The sequence below is a fragment of the Pediococcus siamensis genome (genome assembly GCF_047220215.1).
GTDB lineage: Bacteria > Bacillota > Bacilli > Lactobacillales > Lactobacillaceae > Pediococcus > Pediococcus siamensis.
Genome location: NZ_CP178375.1, coordinates 1,254,245 through 1,269,594, shown reverse-complemented (window position 1 = coordinate 1,269,594; position 15,350 = coordinate 1,254,245). Strand labels below are relative to the sequence as shown.

12 protein-coding genes, 1 riboswitch and 1 other annotated feature are annotated in these 15,350 nt (G+C 41.4%); of the genes, 7 read left to right on the top strand and 5 right to left on the bottom strand.

Annotation, left to right across the window (positions count from 1 at the left end; translation table 11 throughout):
- The first annotated feature begins 123 nt into the window (after positions 1 to 123).
- Positions 124 to 209: riboswitch (SMK box riboswitch) on the top strand.
- A complete protein-coding gene (gene metK / locus ACLJJ6_RS06080) occupies positions 207 to 1,394 on the top strand; it encodes a methionine adenosyltransferase (RefSeq protein ID WP_412988339.1) in 1,188 nt (395 codons plus the stop codon). (Overlaps the previous riboswitch by 3 nt.)
- A gap of 87 nt (positions 1,395 to 1,481) precedes the next feature.
- On the opposite strand, the gene ACLJJ6_RS06075 is transcribed toward metK, so the two are convergent.
- Positions 1,482 to 2,723, bottom strand: coding sequence for an ISL3 family transposase (locus ACLJJ6_RS06075; protein WP_412988180.1), 1,242 nt, complete (start codon positions 2,721 to 2,723; stop codon positions 1,482 to 1,484).
- A gap of 180 nt (positions 2,724 to 2,903) precedes the next feature.
- On the opposite strand from ACLJJ6_RS06075, the gene ACLJJ6_RS06070 reads away from it, so the two are divergent.
- Positions 2,904 to 4,394: an MDR family MFS transporter gene (locus ACLJJ6_RS06070; protein ID WP_412988338.1), complete on the top strand. Its 1,491-nt coding sequence runs from the start codon at positions 2,904 to 2,906 to the stop codon at positions 4,392 to 4,394.
- 88 nt (positions 4,395 to 4,482) lie between these two features.
- Here ACLJJ6_RS06070 and ACLJJ6_RS06065 read toward each other — a convergent pair whose 3' ends face one another.
- Positions 4,483 to 5,049, bottom strand: a complete 567-nt coding sequence (locus ACLJJ6_RS06065; RefSeq protein ID WP_412988336.1) for a class I SAM-dependent methyltransferase — start codon at positions 5,047 to 5,049, stop codon at positions 4,483 to 4,485.
- Positions 5,046 to 5,690 carry a phosphatase PAP2 family protein gene (locus ACLJJ6_RS06060; protein ID WP_412988335.1) on the bottom strand — a complete coding sequence of 215 codons (645 nt, stop codon included), beginning with the start codon at positions 5,688 to 5,690 and terminating at the stop codon, positions 5,046 to 5,048. The genes ACLJJ6_RS06065 and ACLJJ6_RS06060 overlap by 4 nt, the downstream gene beginning before the upstream one ends.
- A gap of 96 nt (positions 5,691 to 5,786) precedes the next feature.
- Positions 5,787 to 6,000, top strand: a binding site (T-box leader).
- Positions 6,001 to 6,051: 51 nt separating this feature from the next.
- On the opposite strand from ACLJJ6_RS06060, the gene leuS reads away from it, so the two are divergent.
- Positions 6,052 to 8,469, top strand: a complete 2,418-nt coding sequence (leuS, locus tag ACLJJ6_RS06055; protein ID WP_412988334.1) for a leucine--tRNA ligase — start codon at positions 6,052 to 6,054, stop codon at positions 8,467 to 8,469.
- A gap of 127 nt (positions 8,470 to 8,596) precedes the next feature.
- On the opposite strand, the gene ACLJJ6_RS06050 is transcribed toward leuS, so the two are convergent.
- The gene (locus ACLJJ6_RS06050; protein WP_412988180.1) at positions 8,597 to 9,838 is read right to left on the bottom strand and encodes an ISL3 family transposase; all 1,242 of its coding nucleotides are present in this window, start codon (positions 9,836 to 9,838) and stop codon (positions 8,597 to 8,599) included.
- 247 nt (positions 9,839 to 10,085) lie between these two features.
- Between ACLJJ6_RS06050 and ACLJJ6_RS06045 the strand changes: the two genes are divergently transcribed.
- Entirely contained in the window at positions 10,086 to 11,765 is a 1,680-nt protein-coding gene (locus ACLJJ6_RS06045; protein WP_412988333.1) for a putative polysaccharide biosynthesis protein, read from the top strand.
- A 10-nt stretch (positions 11,766 to 11,775) separates the two neighbouring features.
- Positions 11,776 to 12,501, top strand: coding sequence for a pseudouridine synthase (locus ACLJJ6_RS06040; protein ID WP_412988332.1), 726 nt, complete (start codon positions 11,776 to 11,778; stop codon positions 12,499 to 12,501).
- A gap of 159 nt (positions 12,502 to 12,660) precedes the next feature.
- Here the strand turns inward: ACLJJ6_RS06040 and ACLJJ6_RS06035 are convergent, their stop codons facing one another.
- A complete protein-coding gene (locus ACLJJ6_RS06035) occupies positions 12,661 to 13,503 on the bottom strand; it encodes an NAD(P)H-hydrate dehydratase (protein ID WP_412988331.1) in 843 nt (280 codons plus the stop codon).
- Positions 13,504 to 13,634: 131 nt separating this feature from the next.
- On the opposite strand from ACLJJ6_RS06035, the gene ACLJJ6_RS06030 reads away from it, so the two are divergent.
- Positions 13,635 to 14,093: a universal stress protein gene (locus tag ACLJJ6_RS06030; protein ID WP_412988330.1), complete on the top strand. Its 459-nt coding sequence runs from the start codon at positions 13,635 to 13,637 to the stop codon at positions 14,091 to 14,093.
- A gap of 160 nt (positions 14,094 to 14,253) precedes the next feature.
- A complete protein-coding gene (locus tag ACLJJ6_RS06025; RefSeq protein WP_412988328.1) occupies positions 14,254 to 15,330 on the top strand; it encodes a glycosyltransferase in 1,077 nt (358 codons plus the stop codon).
- Positions 15,331 to 15,350: the final 20 nt, after the last annotated feature.

Sequence of the window (15,350 nt, the reverse complement as noted above, 5' to 3'; positions counted from 1 at the left end):
GAAATCCTGGCTTTTAAAGGTTTTTTATTTGTGATAAACTTGTTAAGATGGCTTTCTAAAATTGAATGCTGATTTGGCACGTCGACAATGGAGAGCTAGATAGCACGGGTTATAACATTGAACAAACGTAATTTTTGTTCCCGAAAGGATTTGCTTCATTGCAAAGATGCCTTGTAACCGTATTTAATTAAGGGGGAAATTTTCAAATGCAAGAAAGACACTTATTTACTTCTGAATCAGTTTCAGAGGGACATCCAGATAAAATTGCTGATCAAATCAGTGATGCAATTTTAGATGCGATGTTGGCACAAGATCCAGAGGCACGAGTAGCTTGCGAGACCACCGTGACAACCGGTCTGGTAGTTGTTGTTGGTGAAATTAGCACAACGGCATATGTTGATATTCAAAAAACAGTCCGGCAAACAATCAAAGAGATTGGCTACAAAGACGGTGAATATGGGTTTGATGGTGATAATTGTGCGGTCATGGTTGCCATTGACGAACAGTCACCAGATATCGCTCAGGGGGTTGATGAGTCCCTAGAAGAACGCGAGGGTGATGTTGATCCGTTAGATAAAATTGGCGCTGGCGATCAAGGTCTGATGTTTGGTTTTGCAATTGACGAAACGCCAGAATTGATGCCATTACCAATTATGTTAAGTCACCATTTGATGCAAAAAATTGCGGCTGTCCGTAAGTCGGGCGAGTTACAATATCTGCGGCCAGATGCCAAGGCAGAAGTGACTGTGGAATATGATGACAATGAAAAACCAGTGCGCGTAGACACGGTTGTTTTAAGTACGCAACATGATCCAAATGTCTTGTTGGAAACCATTCGTCAAGACGTGATTGAACACGTAATTAAACCAGTCATTCCAGCTAATCTACTTGATGATAAAACAAAATATTTCATTAATCCGACTGGCCGATTTGTTATCGGTGGTCCGCAAGGTGATGCCGGATTAACAGGTCGGAAGATTATTGTGGATACTTATGGTGGTTTTGCGCGTCATGGCGGCGGTGCATTTTCTGGAAAAGATGCCACGAAAGTTGACCGTTCGGCTAGTTATGCCGCTCGTTATATTGCAAAAAACATTGTGGCTGCCGGTTTGGCACACAAAGTGGAAGTGCAATTAGCGTATGCCATTGGGGTGGCCCAACCGGTTTCAATTTCGGTCGATACGTTTGGAACAGGATCCGTATCGGAAGAGGATCTAGCTGCTGCTATTCGGAAAGTCTTTGATTTACGCCCGGCCGGGATTATTAAGATGTTAGATTTACAACGGCCGATCTATAAGAAGACCGCGGCTTACGGTCATTTTGGCCGTACCGATATTGATTTACCGTGGGAACACACGGATAAAGTTGACGCTTTAAAAGAACTCTTGAAGTAATTATCAGTAAAATCTGGGTCTCTGTCAAATTGTATTGGTGGAGATTTTTGAAAAGCATGTTCACTTCGGTGAATGTGCTTTTTTTGTTTACGCATAAATTAAACTGATACGAATGAAAAAGTTATGAATATTTTGAAAACCAAAACAGCTACGCTTTAACACCTTAATTTTACGATTTAGTCCTTCAATAGGACCGTTGGAATACGGATAACGACAACTATTGAGAACAGCAGGACCATTCTTTATTAAAGTTGAGATAGTAATATCCATTTGGTTGCCAGCCGCCTTGTAGTTGGCAATCAAGGTTTTAAATCCAACCGCATCTTTTTGTTGAATGGCTGTTAGAATTCCTTGATAGGTTTGATACACAGTTTTAAATTCTGGAAATTCATCTAAGGCTAGGTCAATGGCGTTCTGTTGGGTCATGTATTCGTTGATACCGTGTAAATAGATAAGTTTAGTATCATTGACCTTTTCTTCTGCCAAATGGAACAAACGCCATTGAGATTTTAGAATGCGATAAACTCGGGAATGCTTATCTTGAAAAGTATGGATCACACGTGTACGTTCGTTATCCAGTGCCCGACCGGCAAGTTGAATAATGTGGAAACGGTCAATGATGGTTATTGCCTTAGGAAATAACCGATGAATAAAGCCAGCATACTCAGCATTCATATCAACGGTGATTGTTTGAACTTTCATACGTTCTTGAACTGAATAGCGAGCTTCAAAGTAATCAATGATATCCTTACTAAGGCGATCCTTAAGAATCACAATGCGGCGATGACTAACGGCATCGCAACAGTTAAAGGACATTAGATGATTACAGGAACGGAATTCATCAAAACAAAGATTTTGGGGGAGTGTTTTAACACGATAAGCTAAGTGAATATTCGCATTTAAAATGCGTTGAACACTACTTGGTGAAATCCCACAAATCTTAGCGATTTCTTTACTGGTCAGCATATCCCGAGCCAGAACAATTACTTGATGTTTCACATTATGCGTAAAAGTTTCATTACGTTTAACGAGGTTAGTTTGAGCACCACAGGTTTTTAAACACCGTTTACATTGATATCTTTGTCGTTTTAGCTGCATCTCATAACGTCCACCTGATAAGGTTCCCAATCTTAGATGGCCAATGTGAGTTCCATTTTTGATTAGAGATTTATGGCCACAATGAGGACATTTTAAAAGTTGATAGGAAAGGATAGCGTGAACGACATGAACGTGTTGCCCATTGGGATAATGTTCCTTAGTAATCTCAGTTACAGTTAAATTAGGGTCTGTTATTTCGAATAGGCTTAGGATAGAATTAGTTAGGGACATTTGTTTTTCCTCTTTTCGATTTTATTAGGCGATTAAATCGTAACACAAAGAGGGCAAATGTCCTTTTTTTTTTCAAAATAAAAACTGGTATCAGTTATTCACCAATACCAGAAAGTGTAGACCCTAAAATCTCTTCTGCCAGTTTAAAGTAGAAGAGATTTTTTAAATGGAGTGGAGAAAATGAAGACAGCAAAGCAAACAAACGTGACATTAGTTACAATCGCAATTTTTGTTGCAACCTTTTTGACGGCCGTCGAAGGGACAATTGTTTCAACCGCAATGCCGACCATTGTTGGAGATTTGCACGGTGTTAATTTAATGAACTGGATTGTTTCCATTTATTTATTAACGAACGCTGTTGCAACACCGATCTATGGCAAACTGGCTGATATTTTTGGCCGTAAACGAATTTTTATCATTGGCATTTTAATTTTCATATTAGGCTCAACCTTGAGTGGTACCGCTAACTCAATGCCGACACTGATTGGGTGGCGCGCCTTGCAAGGTGTGGGGGCCGGCTGTATTATGCCCGTTGCTAACACGATTATTGCGGATATCTATCCCTTTGAAAAACGGGCCCGAGTGATGGGATTCAATGGGGCTGCTTGGGGGATTGCGGCAATTGTGGCCCCATTATTGGGAGGCTTTATTGTCGACCAATTAACTTGGCACTGGGTATTTTTTATCAATATTCCCATTGGCTTGTTGACGGTGGTTATGATTGCGCTGTATCTTCATGAACAACCCCATACCGTTGCAACACAGATTGATTATTTAGGTACGTTGTGGCTGACACTGGCCTTATTGAGTTTAATGTATGGCTTTCAGGTTTTAGGAGAAACACACTTCACCTGGGAAACGGTAGAAACTTGTTTTGCTGTTACCGTCGTGGCTATTTTCTTGTTTGTCAGGCGAGAACGCAAAGCTGCGGATCCCATTATTTCATTAAAACTCTTCAAGAATCGTACGTTCATTACCCAAAATCTGGCGACGATGCTTGTTTCTGGATTTCTGATTGGTTTTGAAGTTTACATTCCAACTTGGACACAGGGCCTGTTGGGATTACCCGCGTCACTTGCGGGATTCGCGGTGACACCAAGCTCGGTCATGTGGATCGTCGGTTCCTTCTTAGCTGGTAAATTTATCTTGAAATTAACGCCCAAACAAACATTGATGATTAGCTTGTCGATTTTGTTGGTAGGCAGTCTTTGGCTAAGTCTCTTGCCCCAAACAACCCCATTCTGGTTATTCTTCGTTATCTCCACAATCTTGGGAGTGGGGTTTGGCATTACCATTACTTCAACCACAGTGACGTCACAGCGCTTGGTAGCCAACAAAGATATGGGAGTGGCCACTTCCTTTAATACCTTAGCGCGAACTTTAGGGCAAACCATTATGATGTCGGTATTTGGTATTATTATGAATGGGACGATGAACGCGGGGTTAGCGCAGCATGCACACTTAAATTTGGGAATGATGAATAAACTCATTAATCCCCAAACGGCATCCTCGCTCCCGGCTAAATGGCTCCCGGCTTTACGAACCATTTTGTACCAAGCCCTGCATAACATCTATTTGGCGGGGGTGTGTCTGATCATTCTGGCAATTATAATCAATCTTGGTGATTATAGAAAATCTAGAAGCCCCAAACACACTGACAGCATTTTGTAACCTAATCGCACAACCTTAAATCTATGAACGGGTTAAAAAAGTAAAAATCGGGTTCCAGCATGCGAAGAGACGGCTGGGACCCGACTTTTTAGCGTTTTTGAATCGCAAAAAGAATAGGCGGTTCATTTTGTTGATTTATAAACTGATAAGTTAAAACTTGAAATTGCTTTTGTGGAAGTCCTTTCAAATAGCGCTGGAGTTGGGCTAGTTCATCTTGTCCACCCGGATGCCCATAATAACTGACCACAATGACCAAGCCGCCCCGGACAAGCAATGACAAACACTGGGAGATGGCAGCAATGGTGGTTTTACCATGTGTGATCACAGACTTATCACTTCCCGGCAGGTAGCCCAAATTAAAAATGGCCGCTGCTAGTTGTGTATCTTCAGGAACATGGTGTTCAATGTGTTCATGTCCATCATGAATTAATGTGGTTTGGGCGGTTAAGCCGGTTAAAGTTAATTGCGTTTGGGTTTCTTTTAGCGCGGATTCTTGGACATCAAAGCCGAAGACGCGACCGGTTTTTCCCACGGCACTAGCAAGATAAATGGTATCGTTGCCATTGCCAACTGTGGCGTCAATAACGGTATCGCCTGGTTGGACAGCCTGTGCTAACAACGTATGACTAAAGCGGAGCGCGGATTCTAAATTCATGGTTGTGAGATCTCCTTTTTAGGTAATAAAATGAAATAGGCCGATAATAGGGTAATGGTAATGCCCAAGAGAAAACCTCCCAAGACATCGGAAGGATAATGGACGTTTAGATAAATTCGTGAAATTCCAATGAGTAAGGTCAAGCAGCACGCACTGATATCAATCAGCCACAACTGCCAATTCTTTTTGACCAGGTAGCCCGCAATAATGATGATTGTCAGAAAAAAGATCATAGACGAAGTGGAGTGCCCACTGGGAAAACTGTAACCGCCAATTTGAATGAGCTTGTGAGCAGGACGATCCCGATGAACTAGCATTTTTATGGCCTGATTCAAAAGTGTCCCGACCAGGATACCTGTTAACGCAAAGCTTAGCAAGTGATAGCGTTTGGTATAAGCTAAACTGGTAATTAAGATGAGGACAAGCACCATATGAGGCAGGGGATTGCCTAAGCTGGTAATCAAGGTCAATAAATGGGTGAGCGTTTTGGTGCGGTTGGCTTGAATGCTAGTGGCCACAACTTGGTCAAAGGTTTGGTTAATCTTGGTATGGTTAACCACTAGCAGCGCAATAACGATAAAGCCGATGAGAGAAATTAAACTCCCCCATAACCAAATTTGGTGAACACGTTTTGAAGGCATAAATGACTCCTCTTCAATTTAATTTAACATCCTTAGTATAGCAAATTTTAAACGGTTCTTGCTTTTTTAGCGGGAATTTGATAGGATTAGTCCATTAATAATGAGTGAAAAGGAATAGTAAGTGTCTGAACTTTTTCAGAAACTATACGGTTAATGGGAGTATAGATTGAACCGGCACTGAACTCGTCTTTTTGTTTCTTTATCGGTGAAGCTAGTAGTCGGTAACGTAATTTCGCGTTAAGAAATAAAGAGTGCGGTTGCAAAGTCAATCGTAAATATAGGTGGTACCGCGGAAAAATTCGTCCTATAAGATATGAACAGATATCTTATAGGCTTTTTTATTTGGAAAGGATGAAAAAAATTGGCGTATAATCACGAGGTTATTGAGCGTAAATGGCAGCATTACTGGAAAACACACAAAACTTTTAAAACAAACTTGTCAAAAGATAAACCAAAATATTATGTTTTGGATATGTTTCCTTATCCTTCTGGTCAAGGCTTACATGTGGGCCATCCGGAAGGTTACACGGCAACTGATATTATGGCACGCTTTAAACGCATGGAGGGCTATAAAGTGCTTCATCCAATGGGATGGGATGCTTTTGGTTTACCAGCTGAACAGTATGCCTTAAAAACTGGTCACAACCCACGTGAATTTACGGCGCAAAATATCAAAAATTTTAAGCGCCAAATTCGTTCACTAGGATTTTCGTATGATTGGGATCGTGAAGTGAATACAACTGATCCGAACTTTTACAAGTGGACACAGTGGATTTTTGAACAAATGTACAAAAAAGGTTTGGCTTATGAAAAAGAAACTTTGGTTAACTGGGCCCCTGACATGATGGGAGGCACCGTGGTTGCCAATGAAGAAGTGATTGATGGCAAAACAGAACGTGGCGGATATCCGGTTTATCGCGTCCCGATGAAACAATGGATGCTTAAGATTACGGCCTATGCGGATCGATTATTAGACGATCTTGATTTGATTGACTGGCCGGAAAGCATCAAAGAAATGCAGCGGAATTGGATTGGCCGTTCCACAGGTGCAAGTATCCAATTTAAAGTTGCCGGAACAGATGAACAAATTGAGGTTTATACGACCCGTCCAGATACCCTGTTTGGTGCAAGTTACATGGTCATTGCGCCAGAACATAAACTCGTTAAAAAAATTACGACGGCAGCACAAAAATCGGCGGTTGAAGCATACGAAAAGAAAATTGAAACGAAATCCGATTTGGAACGTACCGATTTGAATAAGGATAAGACGGGTGTTTTCACCGGTGCGTACGGGATTAACCCAGTTAATGGGGAGAAACTCCCAATTTGGATTGCAGACTATGTATTAGCTTCTTACGGAACTGGTGCGATTATGGCGGTTCCTGCACATGATCAACGGGATTGGGATTTTGCCAAGAAATTTGATTTGCCGATTAAACCGGTGATCGAAGGTGGCGATGTGACTGAAGCAGCATATACCGAAGATGGGGCGCATATCAACTCAGATTTCTTAGATGGACTGGATAAACAAACGGCGATTGATAAAATGCTGACTTGGTTGACAGAAAAAGGTGTCGGGAAGAAGAAAGTGAATTATCGTCTGCGTGACTGGATTTTTTCTCGGCAACGTTATTGGGGTGAACCCATTCCGGTTATTCATTGGGAGGACGGCGAAACAACGCTGGTTCCTGAAGATGAATTGCCATTAAAGCTACCGGCGGCCAAAGATTTACAGACTTCTGGAACCCGCGAAAGTCCGCTGGCTAACCTCACAGACTGGGTAAATGTAGTGGATGAAAACGGGCGGAAAGGACGGCGCGAAACGAATACCATGCCGCAATGGGCTGGTAGTTCCTGGTATTACCTGCGCTATATTGATCCGCATAATACCAAAACGTTGGCCGACAAGGATCTCTTAAAAGAATGGTTGCCTGTCGACTTATATATTGGCGGCGCGGAACACGCTGTCTTGCATCTCTTGTATGCGCGGTTCTGGCATAAAGTTTTGTATGATTTGGGTGTTGTGCCAACCAAAGAGCCATTCCAAAAGTTAGTTAACCAAGGGATGATTTTGGGTAACAATCATGAAAAAATGTCCAAGTCTAAAGGAAACGTGATCAATCCAGATGATATTGTGGAGCAGTATGGTGCAGATACGTTGCGCCTCTATGAAATGTTCATGGGTCCTTTAACAGAATCGGTAGCTTGGAGCGAAGATGGTATTCATGGTAGTGAAAAATGGATCGAACGTGTTTGGCGTTTGATGATTGACGAAAACAACCATTTACGTGACCGGGTCACAACCATTAATGACGGTAAATTGGATAAAGTTTACAACCAAACGGTTAAAAAAGTAACCGAAGACTTCGAGCAATTGCATTTTAACACCGCAATTTCGCAAATGATGGTGTTTGTCAACGAATGCTACAAAGCAGATGCCTTGCCTTTGACGTATATGGAAGGCTTTGTCAAAATGCTTTCTCCAGTAGTTCCACACGTTGCTGAAGAATTATGGCAGTTATTGGGCCATGACGACACCATTACCTATGAAGCTTGGCCAACCTTTGATGAAAGTAAGTTGGAAGAAGCAACAGTTCAGGTTGTGCTTCAAGTTAATGGTAAAGTGCGTTCGCATATGACGGTTGCCAAAGATACAGCCCAAGCTAAACTAGAAGAACTGGCTTTAGCTGATGAAACACTGCAAGAGTGGTTAGCTGGAAAAACTGTGCGTAAGGTAATTGCAATCCCTAATAAGATTGTGAACGTTGTTGCCAACTAGAAAGGTAAATAAAGAGACAGTTGATTAGTTGTGCTGATCAGCTGTCTTTTCTTTTGGGTCTCTGTCAAATTGTATTGGTGGAGATTTTTGAAAAGCATGTTCACTTCGGTGAATGTGCTTTTTTTGTTTACGCATAAATTAAACTGATACGAATGAAAAAGTTATGAATATTTTGAAAACCAAAACAGCTACGCTTTAACACCTTAATTTTACGATTTAGTCCTTCAATAGGACCGTTGGAATACGGATAACGACAACTATTGAGAACAGCAGGACCATTCTTTATTAAAGTTGAGATAGTAATATCCATTTGGTTGCCAGCCGCCTTGTAGTTGGCAATCAAGGTTTTAAATCCAACCGCATCTTTTTGTTGAATGGCTGTTAGAATTCCTTGATAGGTTTGATACACAGTTTTAAATTCTGGAAATTCATCTAAGGCTAGGTCAATGGCGTTCTGTTGGGTCATGTATTCGTTGATACCGTGTAAATAGATAAGTTTAGTATCATTGACCTTTTCTTCTGCCAAATGGAACAAACGCCATTGAGATTTTAGAATGCGATAAACTCGGGAATGCTTATCTTGAAAAGTATGGATCACACGTGTACGTTCGTTATCCAGTGCCCGACCGGCAAGTTGAATAATGTGGAAACGGTCAATGATGGTTATTGCCTTAGGAAATAACCGATGAATAAAGCCAGCATACTCAGCATTCATATCAACGGTGATTGTTTGAACTTTCATACGTTCTTGAACTGAATAGCGAGCTTCAAAGTAATCAATGATATCCTTACTAAGGCGATCCTTAAGAATCACAATGCGGCGATGACTAACGGCATCGCAACAGTTAAAGGACATTAGATGATTACAGGAACGGAATTCATCAAAACAAAGATTTTGGGGGAGTGTTTTAACACGATAAGCTAAGTGAATATTCGCATTTAAAATGCGTTGAACACTACTTGGTGAAATCCCACAAATCTTAGCGATTTCTTTACTGGTCAGCATATCCCGAGCCAGAACAATTACTTGATGTTTCACATTATGCGTAAAAGTTTCATTACGTTTAACGAGGTTAGTTTGAGCACCACAGGTTTTTAAACACCGTTTACATTGATATCTTTGTCGTTTTAGCTGCATCTCATAACGTCCACCTGATAAGGTTCCCAATCTTAGATGGCCAATGTGAGTTCCATTTTTGATTAGAGATTTATGGCCACAATGAGGACATTTTAAAAGTTGATAGGAAAGGATAGCGTGAACGACATGAACGTGTTGCCCATTGGGATAATGTTCCTTAGTAATCTCAGTTACAGTTAAATTAGGGTCTGTTATTTCGAATAGGCTTAGGATAGAATTAGTTAGGGACATTTGTTTTTCCTCTTTTCGATTTTATTAGGCGATTAAATCGTAACACAAAGAGGGCAAATGTCCTTTTTTTTTTCAAAATAAAAACTGGTATCAGTTATTCACCAATACCAGAAAGTGTAGACCCTTTCTTTTATGGAGGAAGCTGTTTTCTTTATATTTTCTTATGAATCTAAATTTGAATTTGAAAAGCGCGTCAGTAATGATAAAATAGTTAGGATTGAGTTAAGCGAAAGTAGGGCGATGAATTATGGCTGAAACGCCTCAAGAACACAAACAAACCTCCGGGGCAGGATTTCAACCGCTCCGAACGACAAATAAAGAATCAACCTCAAAAGATAAAATGATCGAAGGCTCTGCCTGGATGACTGCCGGGAGTATTTTTTCACGTCTTTTGGGGGCCATTTATATTATTCCGTGGGTCATTTGGTTCGGAAACCTAAGTGATGATGCTAATGCACTGTTTGCTAAGGGATATAATATTTATAGTTTCTTCTTGATTGCCGCAATTGCTGGAATTCCTTCGGCAGTAGCCAAACAGGTAGCGCACTATAACACAATGAATGAATTTGCGGTCGGCCAACGGCTATACAAACGAGGGCTCTTGTTATCAGGTGCAACAGGGATTCTTTGTGCCCTAGTTCTCTATTTTGGCGCTCCCATTTTTTCTAACAACGATCCTCATGTGATACCCATTTTACATTCCTTGTCTTGGGCTGTCCTAGTGATTCCAACCATGAGTTTAACGCGCGGATTTTTCCAAGGATACCAAGAAATGGCACCGTCAGCGATTTCACAATTTGTGGAGCAGTTAGCGCGGGTTGCATACATGTTAATTACCGCATATTTGATTATGGGTGTTCATCATGGAAATTGGGTGACGGCGGTTTCGCAATCCACGTTTGCAGCCTTTATTGGTGCGATTGGTGGGATGTTGGTTCTCTTTTTCTATTACTTGCGGCATCGCGCACGGTTACGTGAATTGGCTGCCAACAGCAAACAAGAATTAGCAATTCCAACCAAACAACTTTATAAAGAGATTATCGCGCAGGCCACACCATTTATTATAATTGGGTCAGCCATTACCATCTTTCAATTGATTGATCAGTATACCTTTTTTAATATTATGGCCCATTTTTTTAATTACTCAACAGCGCTGGTAAATAAACTGTATTCATACTTTGCTTTTAATTCAAACAAGTTGATTATGATTGTCGTTTCCTTAGGCTCGTCAATGGCAATCACGGCAGTGCCGATGCTTTCAGAGGCTAAAACCCGCGGGAATAAACGAGAGATCAATAACCAAGTTACTGATGCGTTATTACTCTTTGCGTTCTTTATGATCCCTGCAGCTTTAGGTATGGCAGCTGTGGCGCAACCCCTAAACACAATTTTCTATTATTATGACGTTGTTGGAACATTAGTATTAGAGTTTTCTTCTTACGTTTCTATTATATTGGGGCTATTTACCGTAATTTCAGCAATCATGCAAGGAATTTCCGAAAATGTGCGCGCGGTGGGGTACTTTGCCATTGGGACGGTCGTTAAATTCGTTTTACAGTTTCCATTGGTGGCTTACTTGGGTGCAATGGGACCATTGCTTTCAACGGGGATTGGCTTTGCTATTGTGAGTTGGTTAATTTTACGCCACTTAAATCGTGAGTATGGCATTAGTTTCCGCCGAATCAGCAAACCGTTTGCAGGAATCCTAATCTTTAGTTTGATTACGTTTGCCGTTGCAACAGCGGTCGTCAGATTAAGTTATCTCTTCTTGAATCCATATAGTAAAACGATGGCCTTCTTTGTATGTGTCTTGGCTGCTCTTGTGGGAGGCTTTGTTTATCTCTATGCAACGCTAAAAACACGTTTGGCAGATATGATGCTGGGTGATCGGGTTGAACGTATCCGGCGCCTGTTGAGAATTCATTAAGGAGTAAAATATGAGAGTCGATAAATTTCTACACCAAATGAATATTGGAACGCGCAGTCAGATTAATCAACTTATTAAAAAGGGAAAGGTAACCTTAAATGCGCGTCAGGTTTTGACTGGGAAAACCCAGTTAACACCGGGGCAAGATCTCGTCAAACTTGGTGAGCGAGAAATCCAGTATCAGATTCATTACTACTATTTATTGAACAAACCGGTGGGCGTGATTTCAGCATCGACGGATAAGCACCAGAAAACAGTGATGGATTTGTTTAACAAAAGTGATTATCGCTCAGATCTGTTTCCAGTTGGCCGTTTGGATAAGTACACGGAAGGACTCTTGCTTATCACGAATGATGGCGACTTAGCCCATAAACTGTTATCTCCGGCGCATCATATCAAGAAAACGTATGAAGCGACGGTGACTGGTAAGCTGGATACGCGGGTTATTCAACAGTTTGCGACCGGGTTACAGCTAAAAGATGGCACACAGCTAAAACCAGCTGAGCTCCGTATTTTAGAATACAACAAGCTCGAAGACGTTACTCGGGTTGAAGTTGAAATACAAGAGGGTAAATATCACCAGGTACGGCGCATGTTTGGCGCAGTTGGGCAAAAAGTGGTGCATTTGCAACGAATCAAAATGGGAACTTTAGCTATTGATATGGGGCTGCTTCCTGGTAATTATCGGGAGCTAAGCCAAAACGAGGTTGATGACCTCCTCGCCTTAACAGAATAAATCAAAAAAGTGATCGTTGATAGCCACAAAATTGTGGTTGTCAAACGATCACTTTTTCATTTGGATGGTCCAGGATTTTTAAAGGTGACAATGTTTTACTTCAAATTCAAATGGGCCGCTTCAATTCTGAATTCTTCCAAGAAATGGTGCTAAAAAAAGTTAGGCGTTCGTCTTTGAAGCGGCAAAATGTGCCATCGCTTGGGGAATGTGTTCAATAATCTGGTGAGGGAGCGTCACATATTGAGTTTTACCTAACTGGTCGGCAATGAAGCTGTGAACGTACGTGGCACTAACCACAGCAGCCACTAACTCTGAAGAAAATTGGGTGCTAAAGGCAGCAATCATGCCGGTCAAGGTGTCGCCCATACCACCAGTAGCCATTTCTGGACCGCCTAGGTGTAATTGAAAAGTTTTCTCATCCGTGTAGATTTCGGTATGGTGTTTTTTTAGGACCACAATTCCGTTTAGTTCTTGCTGCACCACCTTATTTTTGGCTTCGGACTGCTGACCAATCGGAATTCCGGATAGTCGTTGCCATTCCATTTCATGGGGTGTGAAAATTAATTTAGCATTAGGTAAAGCTAAGTGATGAGAGGCAATCAAGTCAATTGCGGACCCATCAATAATCAGGATTTGTTCAGCACGGATGGTTTTAAAGACAAGCGTTAAGGTCTGCAAAGCCTTGGCGTCTTCGCCTAAACCCGGACCAATCACCACCGCGTCAACTTTGGCGAGCATTTCGGTAAGCTCCTGGCCTGCGTTAAAATCGATGACCATGGCTTCTGGCAGCCGGGCATGCAAACTCGCAAAATTCGTTGGATCAGTTGCTGTTGTGACCAAACCACACCCCGAATAAACTGCAGCACTACTTGATAAAATGATGGCACCACCAAATTGGGCGTTGCCACCAACTGTCAAGACACGGCCAAAGGAACCTTTGTGGGTGTTAGAAGCTCGTTTTTTGATTGTTTTTGAAACTAATTTTTCTGTAATGATCTGCATTGTTTTTTCCTCCATACCCATAGTATAACGAAAACGAAAAGCAGAATAAAATGAGAAGGGCCTTTTGCTATAACAATTTCTGGTGGTTTGCTACAATAATATTAGATAAACCAGAAAGTGAGATGAGTGCCATGGCAGATCAACAGTATCAAAATATTCTCGTCGGAATAGATGGTTCGGAAACTTCAATGAAGGCGTTGGATAAGGCAGTCGAAGCTGCGAAAAGAAATGCAGCTAAGCTGACGATTGCCCAAATCTTAAAACCGCAGTTATCGACAGTCGGTAGAACGTCAATTGGTTTTGGAGTTGTTGAAACGGATGTGGATGATGCAGATCGTTTAAAAGAACAAGAGTCGCTTTTGGATGATGTGGTTGCTCAAATTAAGGACAAGGGCCTGGACCAAGTTAAACGGATTGTTAAAATTGGCAATCCGCGAGAAGAATTAGCAAAAACGATTCAACAAGAAGAACAAATTGATTTGATTTACATTGGTGCAACGGGTGCTAACCGGGTAGCTCAAATGTTTTTAGGTTCAACCACGATCTACATTTTAGAGCACTCGTTAGCTGACGTAATGGTTGTGCGCTGAGGCTTAATTTTTCGGTATAGAAATAGCGGAATTAGCGATTGGTCATTTTATGAACTGTTCCGCTATTCTTTTACCTAAAATTAGGAAATAAAACCAATAATTGAATGAGAGAGGGGGAAGATTAAGACAGCCGTTGTGAGACTGACTTAATCAACTAGTTATGAAAGTCTTAATTGTATTAGAAAACGTTGTGATGGACGGGGTTAAACGGGCAGCCACAGTTTTGGGGAACGCCCTAACTAATGACGCGGATGTGACTTACTACTCACTCGAAAACGTGTCCCCTTATTATGAATTAAAAGCTAAGTTAGTCGTTGCCAAACGACCGGCTTCTGGGCACGTTTTGAATTATTTTGGCGCTAACCCTTACGAAAAGTATCAGGAGCAGATTGCAGATTTATGTACTTTTATTAAGCAAGAAAAATTCCAAACGGTTATTTTGGCGGCAGGATTAACCACCAGTTTTGCACCTTTCATTAGAAGGGCGGTACCAGAAATAAAGATTATTGCGTGGATGCATAATAATTTTGAAACGTACATGACCCAATATTATCAATTCATGCAGAAAGAATTTGTGGCTGGGTTACAGACAGCTGACACGGTTGTTGCGCTCACAAAGTCTGACTTGGAGAACTATCGCCAGTTCAATGAACACACAGTAAAAATTTATAATCCGCTAACTTTGATTCCTGACAAACGTGCTGATCTTAGTTCGCACACGATTGCATTTACAGCGCGTATTGCGATCCAACATAAGGGCATTGATCTGTTGTTAGAGGCTGCGCAATATCTCCCCAAAGATTGGAAGTTTGCAATTGCGGGTAAGGGACCGGATGACCAGATGGCGCTTTTTAACCAGCTGATTGAAAAATACGATGTGGCCGATAAAATTCTCTATCGGGGTGCCTTAAAAGATCAGGATTTACAGGACCACTACGAAACGGCTTCGATTTTTGTTTCCACTTCACGCTGGGAGGGGATGCCACTAGTGATTGGGGAAGCTATGGGCTTTGGTTTGCCAATTGTGGCCATGGAAAATACGGGTTCGGCTGAATTTTTAGGCCATAATAAGTATGGTCTCTTAACCAAAAAGCAAGATGTCCCAGATTTTGTTGCAGCTTTAAACCGCCTGATTATTAGTGAACCATTGCGACAAACCTATGCACAAAAATCTTTAGACCGCATTCAGTCCTTTAGAATCGAAACGATTGTGTCGCAATGGCGTGAAATTTTGTGAATTTTCAAAAAGAATTTGAA

What these genes read in the sequence shown, in the direction of transcription:
- ACLJJ6_RS06050 (WP_412988180.1), bottom strand. Translation starts at nt 9,838, where the DNA reads ATGTCCCTAACTAATTCTATCCTAAGCCTATTCGAAATAACAGACCCT.
- ACLJJ6_RS06040 (WP_412988332.1), top strand. Translation starts at nt 11,776, where the DNA reads ATGAGAGTCGATAAATTTCTACACCAAATGAATATTGGAACGCGCAGT.
- ACLJJ6_RS06035 (WP_412988331.1), bottom strand. Translation starts at nt 13,503, where the DNA reads ATGCAGATCATTACAGAAAAATTAGTTTCAAAAACAATCAAAAAACGA.
- ACLJJ6_RS06025 (WP_412988328.1), top strand. Translation starts at nt 14,254, where the DNA reads ATGAAAGTCTTAATTGTATTAGAAAACGTTGTGATGGACGGGGTTAAA.
- ACLJJ6_RS06075 (WP_412988180.1), bottom strand. Translation starts at nt 2,723, where the DNA reads ATGTCCCTAACTAATTCTATCCTAAGCCTATTCGAAATAACAGACCCT.
- ACLJJ6_RS06045 (WP_412988333.1), top strand. Translation starts at nt 10,086, where the DNA reads ATGGCTGAAACGCCTCAAGAACACAAACAAACCTCCGGGGCAGGATTT.
- ACLJJ6_RS06060 (WP_412988335.1), bottom strand. Translation starts at nt 5,690, where the DNA reads ATGCCTTCAAAACGTGTTCACCAAATTTGGTTATGGGGGAGTTTAATT.
- ACLJJ6_RS06065 (WP_412988336.1), bottom strand. Translation starts at nt 5,049, where the DNA reads ATGAATTTAGAATCCGCGCTCCGCTTTAGTCATACGTTGTTAGCACAG.
- metK (WP_412988339.1), top strand. Translation starts at nt 207, where the DNA reads ATGCAAGAAAGACACTTATTTACTTCTGAATCAGTTTCAGAGGGACAT.
- ACLJJ6_RS06030 (WP_412988330.1), top strand. Translation starts at nt 13,635, where the DNA reads ATGGCAGATCAACAGTATCAAAATATTCTCGTCGGAATAGATGGTTCG.
- ACLJJ6_RS06070 (WP_412988338.1), top strand. Translation starts at nt 2,904, where the DNA reads ATGAAGACAGCAAAGCAAACAAACGTGACATTAGTTACAATCGCAATT.